We start from the raw sequence: 18,859 nt of genomic DNA, 5'->3' as shown, positions 1-18,859 counted from the left end.
GATTACATGTGTCCCGTTCTTTTGATTGCAAGTACATTTTTATTTTTTATATTGAGGTTTATATGTTGAAAAAAAGTTTGATGGTTTCTACTTTGGCGGTTGCTGGTTTGTTGATTGGCGCAAGTGCATCTGCTCAAAACGTTTATGTTGGCGGCACTGTTGGCCAATCAAAATGGAATGATGATTGCAAATCTGTTGCGAAGTGCGACACAAACAGTACGACTTACAAGTTAATCGGTGGCTATAACTTCGACAAGAACTTTGCTTTTGAAACTACAGTCTTCTCGCTCGGTAAAATTTCTGCATCAGCGCCATTTGGTAATGCCGTTGGTAGTGCGGAATTGAAGTCTGCTGGTATTGATTTCGCGGGCGTGGTTAAGCATGACTTCACCGAGGAATTTGGTGGTTTCGCAAAATTGGGCTTAGCTCGCACAACGTCAACTGCGAAAGGTACATTGTCGAATCTTGGAAGCATTTCAACTGACACAACTTCGACACAGCCTGTTGCTGCGTTGGGTTTGACATATAAAGTGTCTAAGGATTTGGCATTGCGCGGCGAATTTGAATCACGTCGTATTAAATTGGGTTCCGAGAAAGAAACAGTCAATACTTTCTCGATTGGCGCGCAGTATAGCTTCTAATTCGATTCGCTCTTTATAAGTAGATCTTACCGGTTGAATACGCCATCTCTGATGGCGTATTTTTTTTCGCATTATTATCACCTGTGGCGCCTGAGCTTTAGCGTATTCTGGCACGTTAGCATTTCTCATCAGGAGCGTAGACTTCATATTATGGTGAGTGTCGTTGATGGTCAATGCCACGTCTCTGTTTCTCTACAATTTTGCCTTCGAACACTGAATCGCGAGGATTGCTTTGATGGGTTCCGCACGTGCAAGCTAAGATAGGCGGTAATGCTTGCAGGTAGTTGTCAGGAATTTAATTGGCATCTGCTCCATCTCCTACGAATCATATTTCCATCATGAGTAACAATCAAACGAGAAAACTGAACTTGGATTTAAGGTGAAGTAAGGCGTTGTGATATATCGTTTCTGAACTCCGGACGAGTTTTAGCTTGAAGTTCTTTTTCTGGAAAGTCTCTCCCGTCATAAAAAAAGGCAAGTGTCAATTGACACCTGCCTATCTTCATTTTCAGATCACTTTTAGAAGCAAATGATCTGGTCTACTTAGACTAATTTGACCGCTACTTCAATATTGCCACGTGTCGCGTTGGAGTAAGGGCAAACCTCATGCGCTTTGTGAATCAATGCCTCTGCTGCAGCGCGGTCCATCCCTGGCAATGAAATATTGAGTTCCACTTGCAAACCGAAACCGCCTTTTCCGTTTGGACCAATCCCGACTAGGCCGTTGACGCTTGTGTCCGCTGGCAATGCAAGTTTTTGTGCCGCGGCGACAAATTTCATGGCGCCGATAAAACAAGCCGAATAACCTGCGGCAAACAGTTGCTCAGGATTGGTACCGTCACCACCTGCACCACCAAGCTCTTTCGGCGTGCTCAACTTGACTGCTAAGCGTTGATCATTGGAAGTTGCTTGGCCATCACGGCCACCAGTTGCTGTTGCGTTTGCTGTGTAAAGAATTTGCATGATAGGTCCTTTTCAAATTAATGGTTGATATCGATGGGTAACAAAAAGTGCTTGTTACATCGTATGAACATCATGGTAGTGCACAATTAAATTGTGTGCCATCTATTTTTTAAAAAAGATTTCTATCGGTAACATAGATTATTTAAATGAAGGGAGCTATTCCTCGTTATGCTGCTGCAACTGACTGCGAAGTTTCACCAGTTCTTGACGCATCTTGTGTAGGGATCCAGCCTGTTGACCGCTTGCGCAAAGAATTTTCTCGGGAATTTCTTTTGCTGCATTTCTTAAGACTTTGCCTTGGCGGGTAAGGATGATGCGCACTTGTCTCTCATCCTCGGAATCTCGTTGTCGTTGAATTAACTCGGCCAACTCCATCCTTTTGAGTAGTGGGGTTAGCGTGCCTGAATCGAGAAATAGTCGCTCGCCTATGTCCTTGACCAAAATATTGTCTTGCTGCCATAGCACCAACATCACCAAATACTGTGGATAGGTAAGGCCAATTTTGTCTAGCAGTGGTTTGTAGGATTTGGTTAGCGCGAGTGAAGTGGAGTACAAGGCGAAACAAAATTGGTTCTCGAGTGCGAGAAAATCGATATCGTCTTTGGATGGAGTTGCCATGATGAGCCAGTGAACAGAGTTGAAGCTATTATCAAAGTAGTCGCGCTGGAAGGCAAGCGCAAACTATTTTTTTCACTGGGTCTTGGATGTGGCGCTCCTTGCGGTATCAGCGTGAGAGTAACTCAGGTGCAATGATCGCTTTGAGATAGGTTCGCAAGCCCTCAGCTTGATGTTGTTTTTGGCTAATCCACCAAACGCTGCCTTTGCGCACGGCACATTCGGGCTGATAGGGGGTGATGATCATCGAAGCTGCTTGTCCTAAGCTTGGTTGATGCCCAACAATCATGACACTCTCTCTGCTATTGGGCCAGTTTGCCGTCTGCAATAGTTGTTCCGGACTCGCGTCAGGTGCTAGCTCTTCAACTATCTTGAATTTTCTCTCTAAGGCGGCAACCGTTTCTCTAGTTCTTATACTCGGACTCACTAAAATCCTACAACTCTCCGGTAATTGACCATCGAGCCAACTCCCCATTTTTTGCGCTTGCTTACGACCTTTTGCAGTGAGACGGCGATCTAGGTCTGCCAGTTCAATGGTGCCGGGTTCCGCTTCCGCATGACGCCATAAGATGAGGTCCATATTAGTCGTCAGATTCTGGAGAGCCGAGGGTTTGCATCAGGTGTTGTTGTGCACTGAATGCCTTTTGTTTTCCTCTTGGTTTCTTGCGTTCGTAACTACCATCACTTTCAAGTACCCAAGCGTTCTGATTATCTTTGAGGTAAGGGTCTAGCCCCTCAGTAATGATACGCTTTTTCAGATTTTTTTCGAGAACAGGGAAGGCCACTTCGATGCGTCGGAATAAATTTCTACTCATCCAATCGGCACTAGCGAGATACACATTGTGCTCGAGATCGTTCCGGAAATAATAGATGCGTGAATGCTCGAGGAAGCGGCCAATGATGGAGCGAACTGTAATGTTTTCAGATAAGCCAGGAACACCAGGACGCAGCGTGCAGGCGCCGCGTACGATTAGGTCAATTTTTACACCGTCGGCGGAGGCTGCATAGAGTGCGCGAATAACGGTTTCGTCGACCAAGGCATTCATCTTGGCAATGATGCGACCAGGGCGCCCTTCGCGTGCGATACGAGCTTCATTGCGAATGGCCTTGATGATTTTTGGCTGCAGTGAAAACGGAGCCAACCACAAGTATTCTAATTTCTTAGGTTTGGTCAAACCGGTCAAATGAATAAACACTTCATTTACTTCCGCCGCTTTCTTCGGATGCGCAGTCAGTAAACCGAAGTCAGTATAGAAACGTGTCGTTGAAGGATGATAATTGCCAGTGCCAAGATGGGCATAATGTTTGAGGCGGCCACTTTCTTCTCGGCGAATGACAAGGGCAAGCTTGGCGTGCGTTTTTAGGCCGACAACGCCATAGACCACTTGGGCGCCAGCACGTTGCAAGCGATCTGCCCAGTTGATATTTGCCTCTTCGTCAAAGCGAGCCATTAACTCTACGACGACGGTCACTTCTTTACCCATGCGTGCCGCAGTGATTAAGCTTTCCATAAGGTCTGAATTCATACCCGTACGATAGATCGTTTGCTTAATCGCCAAAACATTCGTGTCGAGCGATGCGGTACGAATAAAATCGATTACTGTCTGAAACGGTTGGAAAGGATGGTGTAGGAGAATGTCTTGTTTATTTAAGACTTCAAAAATATTCTTTTGGCTGAGTTTGCTGTCAGGTTTTGCCGAGAACGCCGGAAAGCGCAAATTGGCTTGGTTAGCATGATCGATCAACTCAGACAGGCGCACCATGTTCACGGGTCCATCGACTTGGTACAGTCGATCTTTACTGAGCGAAAACTGCTCGAGTAAGAATTGAGAGAGGGATTCAGGGCAGTTTTTAGCGACTTCAAGCCGCACTGCCATACCAAATTGGCGACCCTGCAATTCGCCCTGCAATGCTTGACGTAGATTTTTGACTTCGTCTTCATCTACCCATAGATCACTGTCGCGCGTCACGCGGAACTGAGAATAGGCGAGTACTTCTCTATCATTAAATAAATCACCGATATGAGCATGGATGATGGAGGAGAGTAGGCAGAAGGCTTGCCCCTTTTCTGTTAACTCATCGGGAATCTTGATGACCCGTGGCAAAACACGTGGTGCTTTTACAATCGCAATTGCCGTGCCTCGACCAAAGGCATCCTTACCGGCCAACGACACGATGAAGTTAAGACTCTTGTTGACCACTTGCGGGAACGGATGCGCAGGGTCTAGACCGATTGGCGTTAACAACGGTCGAACTTCACGATCAAAGTAAGACTTAACCCAGGCTCGTTGTGCTTCATTGCGGTCTGAGTGACGAAGTAGATGAATGCCTTTACGAGAAAGCGCAGGAAGGATCTCGTGGTTGAGTACCTCATATTGCCTTAATGCCAATGCATGGCATTCCGTTGAGATTCTCTCCATCATGCTAGTAAATGTTGCATGCTGAGCCAATTGGCCGTCCACCGTGTTTTGCGCTAAAAGGCTAGCGACCCTAACTTCAAAGAACTCATCGAGATTGCTACCAACAATACATAAATACTTCAGGCGCTCTAAAAGTGGTATTGATTTGTCTTCAGCTTGCGCTAAGACACGCCAATTGAATGCGATTTGGGAATGCTCCCGATCAAGGTAAATGCCACTGCGATTTAGCCCTGTTGCTGACATAATTGCCGATTCGCTATCAGTTGTTAGCTTGGCGATGCTTGTCATATTTGGGTTTTTCGACATGGGCTCGGCTTCCGTTGAGGCGGGATTTATGACATGCACTTGATTCATGGAAATTCTCTTCAGTGACATACAATACACCTGTATCATCAATAGTGATGCGGTTTTTGCTTGATTGTAGAGAGTGAATGTGACAAGTTTATGACAAAAAAGACGCGAAAATTCATAATTTCATAGGGCGTCATATTTGTCATAATCCTGTCATATTTGAATTGTAAAGTTCGGTTCGTGTTAGATCAGTCTGAAAAATATTGATGATTGTTTGTGACGTTGCTTGAAGTATTGTCTACTTTTAACCCGAGGTAAATATGCAATTGAATCGTATCGTGAAGTCTTTGTTTGTCGCGGCCACAGCAGCCTTGGCATTCTCCTCCGTGCATGCGTCTGAAGTGACAGGTGCTGGCGCGACTTTCCCATATCCTATTTATGCTAAGTGGGCTGATGCTTATAAAAAAGCAACTGGCAACACAGTGAACTATCAATCCATCGGTTCTGGTGGTGGTATTAAACAAATTAAAGCGAAAACAGTGGACTTCGGTGCCTCTGATATGCCTTTGAAGATCGAAGATTTGGATGCGGATGGTTTGATTCAATTTCCAGCAGTAATTGGTGGCGTTGTGCCTGTAGTTAATCTTGATGGCATTGCACCAGGCCAATTGAAAATGACTGGCGATGTGTTGGCGAAGATTTATATGGGTTCTATTACGAAATGGAACGCAGCTGAAATCGCTGCGATTAACCCAGGTGTTAAATTGCCTGCAGACGATATCACTGTTGTATATCGTTCAGACGGTTCCGGCACGACATTCATCTGGACAGACTATTTGTCCAAAGTGAGTGCTGAATTTAAAGAAAAAGTGAGCTCTGGTACGGCAGTTAAATGGCCAGTAGGTTTGGGCGGTAAAGGTAACGAAGGCGTTGCTGCTAACGTTCAACGTCTCAAGGGTTCTATTGGCTATGTTGAGTATGCCTATGTTAAGCGTAATAAAATGACTCACACTTTGGTGAAAAATCGTGACGGTCAATTTGCACAACCAGATGATTTGAACTTTAAAGCCGCTGCTTCTGGCGCAGACTGGGCGAAAACACCAGGTATGGGTGTAATCTTGACTAATCAAGCTGGTAAAGACACATGGCCTATCTCCGGTGCGACTTTCATCATTTTGCACAAAGTGCCAACAAATCCAGAAAACACAAAAGAAGTCATCAAATTCTTTGAATGGTCTTTTGCAAATGGTGGTGCAATGGCTACAGAGTTGGAATACGTGCCAATGCCAGCTGATGTCATTAAGTTGATTCACTCCAGCTGGAAGTCCAACTTGAAAGATGCTTCTGGCAAAGCATTGTACTAATCTGCCAAGCGTTTTTTGAAATTACGTATTCAATTGTTTTGAGATGAGAAAAACATCCCGATCTTGTGGTCGGGATGTTCGACCATCAAAAGGTTAAAAATGTCAGTGCCATCTGCTCCCAATGTCTTGTCTCCTGAGGCTGCCATGACTGAAAAACTCGAAAAAAATATGGCGACAACCAGCCAGTATTCTGTGGCAAATAGTCCGACCATGCGCAAGCAAAAGCTGCAAGATTTTTTGTTTCACAAGATCACCTTTAGTTTTGCATTATTTGTGTTAGTAGTGTTGGTCGGCATTGTAGTCTCTCTCGTATATGGTGCGATGCCAGCCATGAAAGAATTTGGTTTCGCGTTTATTACGACCATCGAATGGGATCCAATCAACGATAAGTTTGGGGGCATGATCGCGATCGTTGGTACTTTGGTGACCTCGATCATCGCTCTACTAATCGCTTTCCCAGTGAGTTTTGGTATTGCGTTATTTTTGACAGAAATTTGCCCAACTTGGTTGAAGCGGCCACTGGGAACTGCAGTGGAACTCTTGGCTGGTGTGCCAAGTATTATTTACGGTATGTGGGGCTTGTTCGTCTTCGCACCGTTCTTTAGTACTTATGGGCAGCCATTCCTTGCCAATACTCTTGGTAAATTGCCAGTGATTGGTCAGTTATTCTCCGGTTCCATGATCGGTATCGGTGTTCTTACCGCAGGCATTATTCTTGGCATTATGATTATTCCATTCATTGCTTCGGTGATGCGTGACGTCTTTGAGATCGTTCCTCCTGTCTTGAAAGAATCGGCCTACGGGCTCGGCTGCACTCGTTGGGAAGTCGTTCGCAAAATTGTCTTGCCATACACAAAAGCGGGTGTCATCGGTGGCGTGATGCTGGGTCTAGGCCGAGCGCTTGGCGAAACCATGGCGATTACTTTCGTGATCGGTAATGCTCACAGATTGAATTGGTCGCTATTCTCAGGTGGTAATAGTATTGCTTCAACCTTGGCAAACGAATTTGCTGAAGCTGAATCCGAATTGCATATTGCTTCCTTATTTCTCTTAGGTTTAATTTTGTTTGTGATTACATTCATCGTATTGGCTTCGGCAAAATTACTGTTGTTGAGCATGAAAAAGAAAGAAGGCGTGAAATGAGCCAAGCAAGTATGAATCCCGTTTATCGTAATCGCTTAATGAAGCACAAGATTGGTATCGCCTTGTCGACGGCGGCTATGGCTTTCGGTGTCTTCTTTTTGATGTGGATTTTGTCGACACTCGTCATCAAAGGCGTCGGTTCTCTAAGTTGGGAAGCTTTAACTGTGGCAACTCCGGCACCAGGTGAAGAAGGTGGTGGTCTCGCCAATGCGTTGATCGGTAGCCTGATGATGGTTGGTTTTGCGACTTTAATTAGTACACCGATTGGCATCTTAGCAGGCATCTATTTGGCTGAGTACGGTGAGCGCAATTGGTTTAGCGATGTAACGCGTTTTGTCACAGACATTATGTTGTCAGCACCATCAGTCGTGATTGGTTTGTTTGTATACGCAATCTATGTCGCCCACATTAAGCACTTCTCAGGCTGGGCAGGTTCTCTCGCTATCTCTTTGATTGCGATCCCCGTCGTCGTACGTACCACAGATAATATGTTGGCCTTAGTACCTATTAGTTTGCGCGAAGCTGCTTTTGCTTTAGGTGCTCCACGTTGGAAAGTCGCGCTGTTCATTCGTATCAAAGCAGTTAAAGCCGGTATCTTGACTGGCGTGTTGTTGGCTGTGGCACGTATTTCAGGTGAAACAGCACCTTTACTGTTCACGGCGTTGAATAATCAATTTACGAACACCGATATGAATAAGCCAATGGCGAATTTGCCGGTCGTGATTTATCAATTTGCGATGAGCCCGTATGACAACTGGCGTGGTTTGGCGTGGACTGGTGCCTTGTTGGTAACCTTCAGCGTTCTCGCATTAAATATTTTGTCGCGCACCGTATTTTCACAAAAGAATCAACATTAATTGAGTAGCTCATGATGACTTCACAAACTATCCCAACAGCAGTTGAGCAAAAAGCTTGTATCGAGACGAAAAATCTCAATTTCTTCTACGGCAATAATCGTAGTTTGCGCGATGTGAATTTGAAGGTTTATGACAAAAAAGTCACTGCATTCATTGGTCCATCTGGCTGCGGTAAATCGACTCTGTTGCGTACCTTCAACCGCATGTATGACTTGTATCCAGGTCAACGCGCAGAAGGCGAAATTTTGTACAACGGCCATAATATTTTGACCCCAGGTCAAGACATTAATCTCTTGCGCGCGAAAGTGGGCATGGTCTTCCAAAAGCCTACGCCGTTCCCAATGTCTGTTTATGACAATATCGCGTTTGGTGTGCGTCTTTATGAGAATTTGTCAAAAGGCGAAATGGATGAGCGCGTCGAGTGGGCGTTGAAAAAGGCTGCTTTGTGGACTGAAGTTAAAGATAAATTGAGTAGTAGTGGTTTGAGTCTCTCTGGTGGTCAACAACAACGTTTGTGCATCGCGCGCGGCGTTTCAGTCAAGCCAGAAGTTTTGCTGCTAGATGAACCAACTTCCGCTTTGGATCCAATCTCTACGGTCAAAATCGAAGAGCTGATCAATGAATTGAAGGAAGACTACACGATTGCCATCGTGACGCACAACATGCAGCAAGCGGCTCGCTGCTCTGATTACACCGCCTATATGTACTTGGGTGAATTGGTCGAGTTCGGTGAAACGGATAACATCTTCATGAACCCAGTACGTAAAGAAACGCAAGACTACATCACAGGTCGATTTGGTTGATTTTTCTATCGTGGTGGCAATGCGGTAATACACACAGATTACAACGAATATATACAGAATTCAGGAGCCCTCTATGCAAGGCGAACACTCATCATCACAATACAATCACGATTTGGAAGCGATTCGCTCCAAGGTTTTGCTCATGGGCGGCTTGGTTGAAAGTCACTTTCATGATGCGATGGCTTGCTACCGCACGGGTAATGCAGAACAAGCTGCTGCGGTGGTGAAGTCCGATGAGGAGGTGAACCGTTTGGAAGTAATATTGGATGATATGTGTAGTCATCTGATCGTCAAGCGTCAACCTGCGGCAAATGATTTGCGCACGGTAATGGCGACTGGCAAAGTGATTACCGACATTGAACGTATCGGTGACGAGTCGACTAAGATTGCACGTATCGCTTTGGAGATGCAAAACAAAGCACGTGGCAATACGCTGTTTAGTGGTTACGACACCGTGCGTGTATTGGCAAACAGTGTTGGTCAGATGTTGCATCAATCTTTGGACGCGTTTGCACGTCACGACGACGCTAAAGCCGTGCAATTGATTGCATTTGACGAAATTATCGATAACGATTTCCGTTCCATTATGCGTAATTTGATTACGTTCATGATGGAAGATCCGACCACTATTTCTTCAGCCTTGGATGCCTTATGGATTGCCAAAGCGATTGAACGTATCGGCGATCATGCGAAAAATATCGCTGAGCATACGATTTATATCGTCGAGGGACGTGACATTCGCCATTCAGATTACGTCGCGACTAAACAAGAACAAAGTAGTCATCAAGAATAATGTCAGCTGATAAAACCACCATACTCATCGTTGAAGATGAACCAGCCATCAGTGAATTAGTCAGTTTTACTTTGAAGGCCGCAGGATGGAATACTTGCGCGGTCGGAAATACAAGCGAGGCTTGGGAGTTCTTACAACGTCGCACGCCACAATTGATTTTGCTTGATTGGATGTTGCCAGATCAAAGTGGTTTGCGTCTTTTATCTAAAATTCGATCCGATCGTCATTTCAACGAAATGCCTGTCATTATGTTGACGGCAAAGAGTATGGAAGAAGATAAGATCGCTGGTCTCGACCACGGCGCGGATGACTATGTTACAAAACCGTTTTCACCACGTGAATTGACGGCACGTATCAAGGCTATGTTGCGTCGTAAGAGTCCTGAGCATGCGCAGTCTGCTTTGGTGATTGGAAACGTGCATTTGGATCCAGTCAGTTGTTCGGTGAAAATCGATGATAAAAAAGTGGAGATTGGTCACGCTGAATATAAACTTTTGAAGTTCTTCATGGCGCATCCCGAACGTGTCTTTTCGCGCAGTCAGTTGCTCGACAAGGTATGGGGTGATCATGTCGTAATTGAAGAGCGCACAGTGGATGTCCATGTGCTACGCTTACGTAAGGTACTGAAAGAAGCCGAAGGTTTAATTAAGACTGTGCGTAGTGTTGGCTATATGCTGTCTGAAAAATAGTTTGAAAAACTCAAGGTCTGGCGTAAGCTTATATTCTATCGTCAGACCCGTATCTCGAGTCATCACCCATATCGCACGTTTATTTGTCGCGACTAGCCTACGAAATCAATAATGCGTCCTCATCTCGTTTTTTGGATCTCTGCTTTAGTTCGGATCTTACTCATCCTTTCTGGTGCTGCAGTATGCGGCTATTTCTGGGGCGTGAAGGTCGGCTTGGTACTAGGTTTGATTGGCATGCTTGGTCTAGTGGTGATGCAATTACAGTATTTGTTGAGCCTCTCTGATTGGCTCGATAATCCTAGCAGTGCGCGTTTGCCAGATGGTTGGGGCGCATGGACGGAAATTTTTTCTCGCCTCTATAAACTCCGCCGCGGTGATGAAAAGAATCAAGCCGAATTGGCAGAGTGGTTGGCGCGCTTTCGCCAAGCGATGACCTTGTTGCCCGATGGCGTCGTGATCATGGATGACGTCATGTTTCTGGAATGGTGTAATCCTATCGCTGAGCATCATCTCGGACTCGATTTAAAGCGTGACAAAGGCATGCGGGTCACAAATTTAGTGCGGACGCCTGAGTTCATCGATTACATTATTCTTGGACGATATGAGACGCCACTTACCTTGAGCTTCCGCGATCGAAAATTAATTGTCCATATCATCCCCTTTGAAAATCGCCGTCAGATCTTAGTGACCCATGATGTCACCGAATCTGAACGTATCGATATGATGCGTCGCGACTTTATTGCTAATGCTTCTCACGAGTTACGCACGCCTTTGACTGTGATTAATGGTTTTCTTGAGATCGCTTCTTTGCAACCGGATCTTGAAGTATCGATACGCTCTTCACATTTGAAATTGATGGTTGAGCAAGGTGAACGCATGCAGCGCTTGGTTGAAGACATGCTGACACTCAGTCGTTTAGAGTCTGCAGAGTTTCAGGTGAGGTGTGAGAAGATCGATATGCATGCAATGTTGCGACATATCCTTCAAGAGGGGCAGGCTTTGTCCGCTGGTAAACATCAAATTACACTTGAACTAGAAGGACCAAATTTGCAGGGTAGTTCGGATGAGATTCGCAGTGCTATCAGTAACCTAGTGACAAATGCTATTCGATATACGCCTGAGCATGGCGAGATCAAGATCGTGTGGAAGTCAGGTGCACAAGGACCTAAGTTAGTTGTTCAAGATAGCGGTATTGGCATCAGTGCCGAACATATTTCTCGTTTGACAGAACGTTTCTATCGTGTCGACAAGAGCCGTTCACGCGAGACTCAAGGAACAGGATTAGGCTTAGCGATCGTCAAGCACGTCTTGTTACGCCATAATGCGCAGCTCTTGATTGAATCTACCCCTGGTGTTGGTAGCAAATTCTGTGTTCAATTCCCAGTCTCCCGTATCGTAGAATAGTTCTCATGCTGGTTTGCCCGCGTTTTTTGGGGAGTGTGTTAATTATTTGAAAAGTACTTGAAAAAATACTAGTCGTATTTTTGCCAAGTTTTAAATATTTTTCCAAAAAGCAACAAAAAGCAAAATATTCCGTCTATTATTTCCATTGGTAAATGCGCGGTAAGCACTGTGCATCAGGGGAGCTATCGTCCAATAGTGGTTGCAACCATATCGAGGGCTGAACGATGGAAATGCGAGTCTTGGTCATTGATGACGCTGAAATCAATGTCGTCTTGCTGTGTCGCTTATTGGATAAGCTAGATAATTGCTCGTCTGTTCGTTTTACTGAACCCGAACGTGCACTGCAATGGTGTACGGAGAATGTCCCTGATCTGGTGTTGGTAGACTATATGATGCCGAGCATGAATGGTGTTCAATTCATCAGCGCATTCCGGAAGCTAAGCTCTTGCGTCGATATTCCGATTTTGATGATCACGGCAAATGACGAGACGGCCGTTCGCTACGATGCATTAGATGCAGGTGCCAACGATTTCCTCATTAAACCTGTCGACAAAATAGAATTCTTAGCCCGCTCCAAGAACATGTTGGCCTTAAGGCGCAATCAGCGCCTCTTGGAGGATCGTGCCGCTTGGCTTGATGCTGAGGTTCAAAAAGCGACGGCGGAAATTAAGGCACGCGAGCAAGAAACCGTCTTGCGATTATCGAAGGCCGCAGATTCACGAGACCCCGAAACCGGCGCGCATATCTCGCGCATGGCTAACTATTCTAAGCTGATCGGTGAGAATCTCGGGCTCTCTGAATTGCAACAACAGATGTTATTGGATGCGGCGCCTATGCATGATATCGGGAAGGTTGGCATCCCTGACCATATTTTACTCAAACCCGGAAAATTGTCCCCTGAAGAATTTAGCATCATGAAAACGCATGCTACTTTGGGGTATCAAATTCTTGCGGGCAGTCAATCGGAAATCGTACGGACCGGCGCCGAAATCGCCTTATCTCACCATGAAAAATACGATGGCAGTGGGTATCCTCAAGGTCTTGTTGGTGATGCTATCCCTTTGTTCGCACGTATCGTCGCAGTCGCTGACGTATTTGATGCATTGACTTCAGAGCGCCCATACAAGTCGGCTTGGGATTTAGATAAAGCGGTGGCATTTTTGCGCGAAGGGAGCGGCCATCATTTTGATCCCCAGTGTGTTGACGCCTTCCTATTGCATTGGGAAAAAGTACTTGCAATTAAAGAACAGTATAAAGACGATAAAGTCGAAAGCAGTGGACTAGGCTCATTTTAAATTTCACGTCAAGAAAACAAAGAGGCTGAATATGAAAATTGCTCAAGTGGTGTTGAATAATCTGGCTGGCGATGTCGAAAAACTGAAAGAACTGGCTGAACTCGATCCTCAGTTAGTGTTGGTGTTTGGATTTACTGAGCATTTTGCTGATCCTGCTTTACATCAGAGTCTACGCATAAATTTTCCTCATGCCCAGTGTGTTGGTTGCACCACTGCAGGAGAAATTGCACCCTCTGGCGTGGTTAATCATACTAGCGTTGTGACAGCCATTCGATTCGAGCATACAGGCTTTAAGGTGGCAACAGCACCATTAGATTCGATGGAGAAGTCATTTGAAGCTGGTGCGACTTTAGCGAGTAAGCTGAAGTCACCAGCATTGAAAGCGGTGCTCGTGTTCGGTCAAGGAGTTGCGATTAACGGCAGCGGTATGATCGAAGGGATGGTCAGCGAACTAGGCGTAGGAATGCCAATCACAGGTGGCTTGGCCGGCGACGATGGTGCCTTTGTAAAGACCTTTGTATTGTCGAATGAAGGGGTCTCCACTGATCACATTGTCGGTGTTGGATTCGAGGGAGAAAAATTGCGATTCTCACACGGCAGCTTTGGTGGGTGGAAACCATTTGGTCCAACCCGCAAAGTAACCCGTTGCGTTGGCAATATTTTGTATGAGCTTGACGGCGAGCCAGCTTTGGATGTCTACAAACGCTACTTGGGTGATTACGCTAAAGATCTACCCGGCTCTGGCTTACTATTCCCATTCGAAATGTTGAGCGATGCACGCGAATCTTTGGGACAAATCCGTACTATTCTGGGTGTGAATGAAGCAGACGGCAGTCTCGTATTGGCAGGTGTCATTAATCCTGATGGTTACTTGAGGCTAATGCATGCGCATACGAATGATCTAGTCGACGGTGCGGAAACCGCCGCCAATTCAACCATTGAAAACATGGGAGAAGTGGAGGGTCAAGCGCTCGGACTCTTAGTCAGCTGTGTTGGACGCAAACTCGTCATGGGTGGGCGCGTGGATGAAGAAGTCGAAGCAGTTCAAGATATTCTTGGCGATAACACGGTTCTCTGCGGTTTTTATTCGAATGGTGAAATTTGCCCTGGCTATCAACTTGAAGCATGTAGTTTGCATAATCAAACAATGACTATTACCTATCTTGCCGAGAGTGCTTAATGCCACATAAGCTGTCTCTTCGCCAATACAAGCGTTTGCTGGGGATAGTTGGAGAAACCCAGCTCGAGAGTTTTTTGGCGGAAATTGAATCGTTACCTAAAGATTCAGGGGTAAGTGATCTTGCGCTGCAAGCGTTCAAAGGCTTACGTCCGTTTTTCTTACAGGTAGACGAAGCATACGAGCAAGCTGATCGTGATTTGGCGCTGGGGAAACGTAGCCTAGAACTGAGCTCCACCGAATTGATGGAAGCGAATCAGACTCTGCGGCAAGAAGCCGAAATGCGCCAACAGGTTCTGCAAACACTACGCCAAACGACGAACGAGGTACTAGGACAATTAGGCAAGCGCTTGGGCGACGAAGAGAGCCTAGAATCTCTCAGTACTCTTTTGGCCGGCTTAGTCAGTGACATCCTAAGTACTCGTAGTGAACTGCAGACAGCATTGAATGCAATTAAGAATCAGCAGTTCGCTCTCGATGAACATGCCATTGTTAGCGTCACAGATGCGGACGGCAATGTTCTGTACGCTAATGATAAGTTCTGTAAGATCAGCCAGTACGATAGGAGTGAATTACTGGGTGTTAATCATCGAGTCGTTAACTCTGGTTTGCATTCGAAAGAGTTTTTCGCCGCGATGTGGGACACCATTAAACAAGGGAAGGTGTGGCATGGCGAGATTCGTAATCGCGCCAAAGATGGAAGTTTCTATTGGACCAGCGCAACGATAGTGCCGTTTCTGGATGCAGATCAAAAACCATATCAGTTTATTTCGATTCGAACAGACATCACCCATGAGCGCCTGTTAAAAGAAGAAATCGAATCGAGCAAGCGCCTGTTGCAAAACGTGATGAATACCTTAGGAGAGGGTGTTTATACATTAGATTCTCAAGGCGTCTGTACCTTCTTGAATCCCGAGGCTGAGAAAATACTAGGCTGGAGCATAGAAGAAGCACGCGGCAAACAACTTCATGATTTGATTCATGCAAATCGCCCTGATGGCACGTATGTGCCTCGCCATGCATGTCCGATTGGTATCAGTATGGAAAGCGGCCAAGTTTTTCGTTCTGATGATGAATATTTTCAACATAAATCAGGACGGTTTTTCCCAGTATCACTAGTCGCCTCGCCTATTTTTGAAAATGGCGTGATCGTGGGCTCAGTCGCCGCTTTTCAAGATATTACCGATCGTCATGCAGCTGAGGCTGCATTGCGTGAAAGCGAAAATAAACAACGCATGATTCTTGATAACGCTGCGGATGCGGTGTTTGTCGCAGGAAAAGATGAGCGCTGGATTTACGTCAACGATTTGGCCTTGAACCTATTGGGCTTTAGTCGTGATGAATTGTTGAACTCGAATATCTATCAATTATTGCCGGAAGAGCATCGTGACATTGCGCGATCTAATTTTAATGCGCGACTTGGGCGTGATAAGTTCATGCGACAAGAAATTCGACTCTTGACGAAAACAGGCGGTCAAGTCCCAGTCGAAATGAACGCAGCCTTATTGCCAGACGGCAGTATGTATGGTTCGTGTCGTGACATCACCAGTCGTAAAGAATTTGAAGCTGCGCTGATTAAAGCAAAGGTGGGGGCAGAAGAGGCGAGTCGCGCTAAAAGTGAGTTCTTGGCGACCATGAGTCATGAGATTCGTACGCCGATGAACGGCATCATAGGTATGACTGAACTTACTTTGGATACCGAGCTCGATACTCAACAGCGTGAGTACCTCGAGTTGGTCAAAGTTTCTTCGAATTCTCTGCTTGGCATCATCAACGACATTCTTGATTTCTCCAAAATTGAGTCTGGCAAGATGGTGTTGGAACGTATTGAGTTCCCCTTGCGTGAATTAATTGCTACAACTTTGAAGGCGCTTGCATTGCGCGCAGAACAAAAAAATATCGAGTTGGTTTATCAAATCGATTCTGAGCTGCCGCATATCATATTGGGAGACCCTGGGAAATTGCGCCAAGTGTTGACCAATTTGGTTGGGAATGCAATCAAATTTAGTGATTCCGGCGTTATTACGGTGGACGTCAATTTAGAAGATCGTGATGATAGTGAAGTCAAAGTCTATTTTGCTGTGACCGACAATGGCATCGGTATCCCAGCTGAAAAATTGGAACACATATTCCAACCGTTCAGTCAGGCGGACGCATCGACCACGCGCAAGTACGGCGGAACTGGTCTAGGTTTATCGATTTCTTCACGCTTGGTGCAAAGTATGCAGGGGCAACTGCAAGTCTTAAGTGAGGAAGGTAAAGGCAGTAGTTTTTTCTTCTCGGCAATATTTGGAATCGGTGAGATGAGTATCGAACAAATTCCCGATATTGAGCTGCAGGGCATCCATGTGTTGGTAGTCGACGATAATGCAATTAATCGGAAATACATTGGCGATACTTTGCGTAATTGGAATATGCAGGCAGTATCAGTTAGCAGTGCCGACGAGGCCTATGATGTTGTTCGTCAGAGCATCGCAAAAAGTCACCGATTTGATCTCATTATTTTAGATGCCTGCATGCCTGAGAAAGATGGCTTTAGCTTAGCTGCTTCGCTGAAGTCGGATGGCATTTTGGGAGGAAGTAAAATGCTGATGCTGTCATCGGCGGGATCGCAAGATGACGCTAAACGTTGCGAGGAGTTTGGTATTGCTGGCTACGTGCGCAAACCGATAAGTCATAATGAACTGCAGTTCGCCATTGAATCCGTGTTCAAAGGAGTGTCGCAAGGGGCGATGCATTATGCGCAACTCGCATCCGTATCCAACGAGGACCAACAAAAGGCCTTGCGCGTGTTGGTTGCCGAAGACAATCCCATTAATCAAAAATTAGCGCGTAGTTTGCTTGAAAAATGGGGCCACGATGTTGATATCGCAGAAAACGGTATCCTTGCAATTGCGATGTTCAAGCGCAATGTCTATGACGTAATTCTGATGGATATGCAGATGCCGGAAATGGGAGGCATCGAGGCCACGCAGAAAATTAGAGAAATGGAACAAGGGAATAGTCGAATTCCGATTATCGCGATGACGGCAAATGCGATGCAGGGTGATAAAGAGCGCTGCCTTGAAGTGGGAATGGACCACTATTTGTCGAAGCCGATCAAATCTGACTTGCTCAGAAACTTATTGGACGAAATATTTTCACATGTTGTGGAAAATGCGAATGTAACTGAGCCAAAAAAACAGTTGTCTTGTGTTGAACCTCGCCGAGCCTCTGATCAACGAGATATCCAGTTTGATTTTTCTAAAGCGATTCTACAGGGTGATGAAGAAGTGTTGGCGATTATCACACCGATGTTTCTTGATGCCTCAGACACCCATCTTGAAGAGCTTCGAACTGCGATTCTTCGTGAAGATGCAGAATTACTTTATCGCAGTGCGCATACTTTAAAGGGACTTGTCGGTAACTTCAATGCGACGCCGGTGGAGGATTTGGCAAAAGCATTGGAACTCAAAGGCAAACATAAAGACTTTTCACGTGTGCCACTTATTTTTGAAGAATTGCAACGACAAATGAAACCAATGACTACAGCATTGAGAAAATATGTCGCAGAGAAACTTGATTAATGGAAATTCTTGAAATGTCTGATAATCGTAATTGCTTCTTACAATTTTCAGACGCAATTGTACGGTTGACGAGATTGCTCTGACACCCCATGCCCTATACAATCACGTGCAAGGAGAAATGCCTATGTACCGTGTCATGTTGGTGGAAGATGATGAGCGTCTTGCCACTTTAATTCTCGAGTATCTACAGTCGTATGAATTCTCGGTGGAGCTGGTTTCTCGAGGCGACTTAGCCCTAGCTCATTTTCAAGCAAGCAAGCCTGATTTGGTCGTCCTTGATCTTATGTTGCCTGGACTCGATGGGATGGTCGTTGCGCGTCAAATTCGTGAAATAAGTAAGGTGCCTATCTTGATTCTTACGGCGCGCGAAGATTCTTATGATGAAGTGTCTGCACTAGAGCAAGGAGCTGACGACTTTGTAAACAAGCCGGTGCAACCTCGAATTTTGTTGGCACGCCTACGCGCATTGGTTCGCCGCAGCAATGGAAATCAAGAGGATGCTACCTTGCTTGACCCTAACCAAATAGCATTTGGTGGTCTCAAGATCAATAGAGCTGATCGCATCGTGCAATGGAACGAGCAAGTGATGGATCTTTCGAATACTGAATTTAAATTGTTGATGATCTTGGCTGAGTCACCGGGTAAAGTTCTGTCTCGTGACGATATTCTGAAAAAAATGCGTGGTATCGAGTTTGATGGCTTGGATCGTAGTATTGATAATTTGATTTCGCGCTTACGCCGTCGATTTGACGATCAACAATCTGAAAAAATCAAAACGGTATGGGGGGAAGGCTACTTGTTTTCACCCTCAGCATGGCTCGAGAGTTAATTTTTTGTA

At 45.5% G+C, this 18,859-nt stretch carries 16 protein-coding genes; 12 read left to right on the top strand and 4 right to left on the bottom strand.

The genetic code is table 11. From position 1 onward, the window contains the following. Positions 1-62: 62 nt before the first annotated feature. A complete protein-coding gene (locus H8K36_RS05795; RefSeq protein ID WP_186914653.1) occupies positions 63-641 on the top strand; it encodes an outer membrane beta-barrel protein in 579 nt (192 codons plus the stop codon). A gap of 543 nt (positions 642-1,184) precedes the next feature. Here the strand turns inward: H8K36_RS05795 and H8K36_RS05790 are convergent. The 4 genes from H8K36_RS05790 to ppk1 all read right to left on the bottom strand — a co-directional run bounded on the left by H8K36_RS05790 (position 1,185) and on the right by ppk1 (position 4,882). Further along, complete coding sequence (locus H8K36_RS05790; protein WP_186914654.1) at positions 1,185-1,604, bottom strand: organic hydroperoxide resistance protein; 420 nt, start codon at positions 1,602-1,604, stop codon at positions 1,185-1,187. A 156-nt stretch (positions 1,605-1,760) separates the two neighbouring features. Beyond that, positions 1,761-2,222 carry a MarR family winged helix-turn-helix transcriptional regulator gene (locus H8K36_RS05785; RefSeq protein ID WP_186914655.1) on the bottom strand — a complete coding sequence of 154 codons (462 nt, stop codon included), beginning with the start codon at positions 2,220-2,222 and terminating at the stop codon, positions 1,761-1,763. A 106-nt stretch (positions 2,223-2,328) separates the two neighbouring features. Continuing rightward, a complete protein-coding gene (locus H8K36_RS05780; RefSeq protein WP_186914656.1) occupies positions 2,329-2,799 on the bottom strand; it encodes a SixA phosphatase family protein in 471 nt (156 codons plus the stop codon). A gap of 1 nt (position 2,800) precedes the next feature. Continuing rightward, positions 2,801-4,882, bottom strand: a complete 2,082-nt coding sequence (ppk1, locus tag H8K36_RS05775) for a polyphosphate kinase 1 (RefSeq protein ID WP_230404354.1) — start codon at positions 4,880-4,882, stop codon at positions 2,801-2,803. 368 nt (positions 4,883-5,250) lie between these two features. Between ppk1 and pstS the strand changes: the two genes are divergently transcribed. The 11 genes from pstS (at position 5,251) to H8K36_RS05720 (ending at position 18,850) form a co-directional block, all read left to right on the top strand. Further along, entirely contained in the window at positions 5,251-6,294 is a 1,044-nt protein-coding gene (pstS, locus tag H8K36_RS05770) for a phosphate ABC transporter substrate-binding protein PstS (protein WP_186914657.1), read from the top strand. A gap of 168 nt (positions 6,295-6,462) precedes the next feature. Then, positions 6,463-7,437 (top strand): phosphate ABC transporter permease subunit PstC, encoded by a 975-nt coding sequence (gene pstC / locus H8K36_RS05765; RefSeq protein ID WP_230404351.1) that lies wholly within the window; start codon positions 6,463-6,465, stop codon positions 7,435-7,437. After that, the gene (pstA, locus tag H8K36_RS05760) at positions 7,434-8,294 is read left to right on the top strand and encodes a phosphate ABC transporter permease PstA (protein ID WP_186914659.1); all 861 of its coding nucleotides are present in this window, start codon (positions 7,434-7,436) and stop codon (positions 8,292-8,294) included. The genes pstC and pstA overlap by 4 nt, the downstream gene beginning before the upstream one ends. 14 nt (positions 8,295-8,308) lie before the next feature. Then, positions 8,309-9,097, top strand: a complete 789-nt coding sequence (pstB, locus tag H8K36_RS05755; protein ID WP_186915712.1) for a phosphate ABC transporter ATP-binding protein PstB — start codon at positions 8,309-8,311, stop codon at positions 9,095-9,097. A gap of 73 nt (positions 9,098-9,170) precedes the next feature. Then, positions 9,171-9,890, top strand: a complete 720-nt coding sequence (gene phoU, locus H8K36_RS05750; protein WP_186914660.1) for a phosphate signaling complex protein PhoU — start codon at positions 9,171-9,173, stop codon at positions 9,888-9,890. Beyond that, positions 9,890-10,579 carry a phosphate regulon transcriptional regulator PhoB gene (gene phoB, locus H8K36_RS05745; RefSeq protein ID WP_186914661.1) on the top strand — a complete coding sequence of 230 codons (690 nt, stop codon included), beginning with the start codon at positions 9,890-9,892 and terminating at the stop codon, positions 10,577-10,579. The genes phoU and phoB overlap by 1 nt, the downstream gene beginning before the upstream one ends. Before the next feature lie 111 nt (positions 10,580-10,690). Next, positions 10,691-11,983, top strand: a complete 1,293-nt coding sequence (gene phoR, locus H8K36_RS05740; RefSeq protein WP_186914662.1) for a phosphate regulon sensor histidine kinase PhoR — start codon at positions 10,691-10,693, stop codon at positions 11,981-11,983. Between the two features lie 224 nt (positions 11,984-12,207). Next, entirely contained in the window at positions 12,208-13,278 is a 1,071-nt protein-coding gene (locus tag H8K36_RS05735) for a response regulator (RefSeq protein ID WP_329604201.1), read from the top strand. Positions 13,279-13,309: 31 nt separating this feature from the next. Next, positions 13,310-14,458, top strand: coding sequence for an FIST signal transduction protein (locus tag H8K36_RS05730; protein WP_186914663.1), 1,149 nt, complete (start codon positions 13,310-13,312; stop codon positions 14,456-14,458). Further along, on the top strand, positions 14,458-18,021 hold the full coding sequence (locus H8K36_RS05725; RefSeq protein ID WP_186914664.1) for a PAS domain S-box protein: 3,564 nt from the start codon (positions 14,458-14,460) through the stop codon (positions 18,019-18,021). Before H8K36_RS05730 ends, H8K36_RS05725 begins: the two co-directional genes overlap by 1 nt. A gap of 124 nt (positions 18,022-18,145) precedes the next feature. Beyond that, positions 18,146-18,850 (top strand): response regulator, encoded by a 705-nt coding sequence (locus H8K36_RS05720; protein ID WP_230404349.1) that lies wholly within the window; start codon positions 18,146-18,148, stop codon positions 18,848-18,850. Positions 18,851-18,859: the final 9 nt, after the last annotated feature.

The organism is Affinundibacterium nitidum (assembly GCF_014284155.1).
Lineage (GTDB): Bacteria > Pseudomonadota > Gammaproteobacteria > Burkholderiales > Burkholderiaceae_D > Undibacterium > Undibacterium nitidum.
The sequence above is the reverse complement of the archived record's forward strand: the minus strand, read 5'-3'. Positions and strand labels throughout refer to the sequence as shown.

Excerpts from the sequence above, each read along its gene's own strand:
- phoU (WP_186914660.1), top strand. The coding sequence starts at position 9,171 with ATGCAAGGCGAACACTCATCATCACAATACAATCACGATTTGGAAGCG.
- phoB (WP_186914661.1), top strand. The coding sequence starts at position 9,890 with ATGTCAGCTGATAAAACCACCATACTCATCGTTGAAGATGAACCAGCC.
- pstS (WP_186914657.1), top strand. The coding sequence starts at position 5,251 with ATGCAATTGAATCGTATCGTGAAGTCTTTGTTTGTCGCGGCCACAGCA.
- pstB (WP_186915712.1), top strand. The coding sequence starts at position 8,309 with ATGACTTCACAAACTATCCCAACAGCAGTTGAGCAAAAAGCTTGTATC.
- H8K36_RS05730 (WP_186914663.1), top strand. The coding sequence starts at position 13,310 with ATGAAAATTGCTCAAGTGGTGTTGAATAATCTGGCTGGCGATGTCGAA.
- phoR (WP_186914662.1), top strand. The coding sequence starts at position 10,691 with ATGCGTCCTCATCTCGTTTTTTGGATCTCTGCTTTAGTTCGGATCTTA.
- pstC (WP_230404351.1), top strand. The coding sequence starts at position 6,463 with ATGGCGACAACCAGCCAGTATTCTGTGGCAAATAGTCCGACCATGCGC.
- H8K36_RS05720 (WP_230404349.1), top strand. The coding sequence starts at position 18,146 with ATGTACCGTGTCATGTTGGTGGAAGATGATGAGCGTCTTGCCACTTTA.
- pstA (WP_186914659.1), top strand. The coding sequence starts at position 7,434 with ATGAGCCAAGCAAGTATGAATCCCGTTTATCGTAATCGCTTAATGAAG.
- ppk1 (WP_230404354.1), bottom strand. The coding sequence starts at position 4,882 with ATGTCAGCAACAGGGCTAAATCGCAGTGGCATTTACCTTGATCGGGAG.
- H8K36_RS05780 (WP_186914656.1), bottom strand. The coding sequence starts at position 2,799 with ATGGACCTCATCTTATGGCGTCATGCGGAAGCGGAACCCGGCACCATT.
- H8K36_RS05790 (WP_186914654.1), bottom strand. The coding sequence starts at position 1,604 with ATGCAAATTCTTTACACAGCAAACGCAACAGCAACTGGTGGCCGTGAT.
- H8K36_RS05725 (WP_186914664.1), top strand. The coding sequence starts at position 14,458 with ATGCCACATAAGCTGTCTCTTCGCCAATACAAGCGTTTGCTGGGGATA.
- H8K36_RS05735 (WP_329604201.1), top strand. The coding sequence starts at position 12,208 with ATGGAAATGCGAGTCTTGGTCATTGATGACGCTGAAATCAATGTCGTC.
- H8K36_RS05795 (WP_186914653.1), top strand. The coding sequence starts at position 63 with ATGTTGAAAAAAAGTTTGATGGTTTCTACTTTGGCGGTTGCTGGTTTG.
- H8K36_RS05785 (WP_186914655.1), bottom strand. The coding sequence starts at position 2,222 with ATGGCAACTCCATCCAAAGACGATATCGATTTTCTCGCACTCGAGAAC.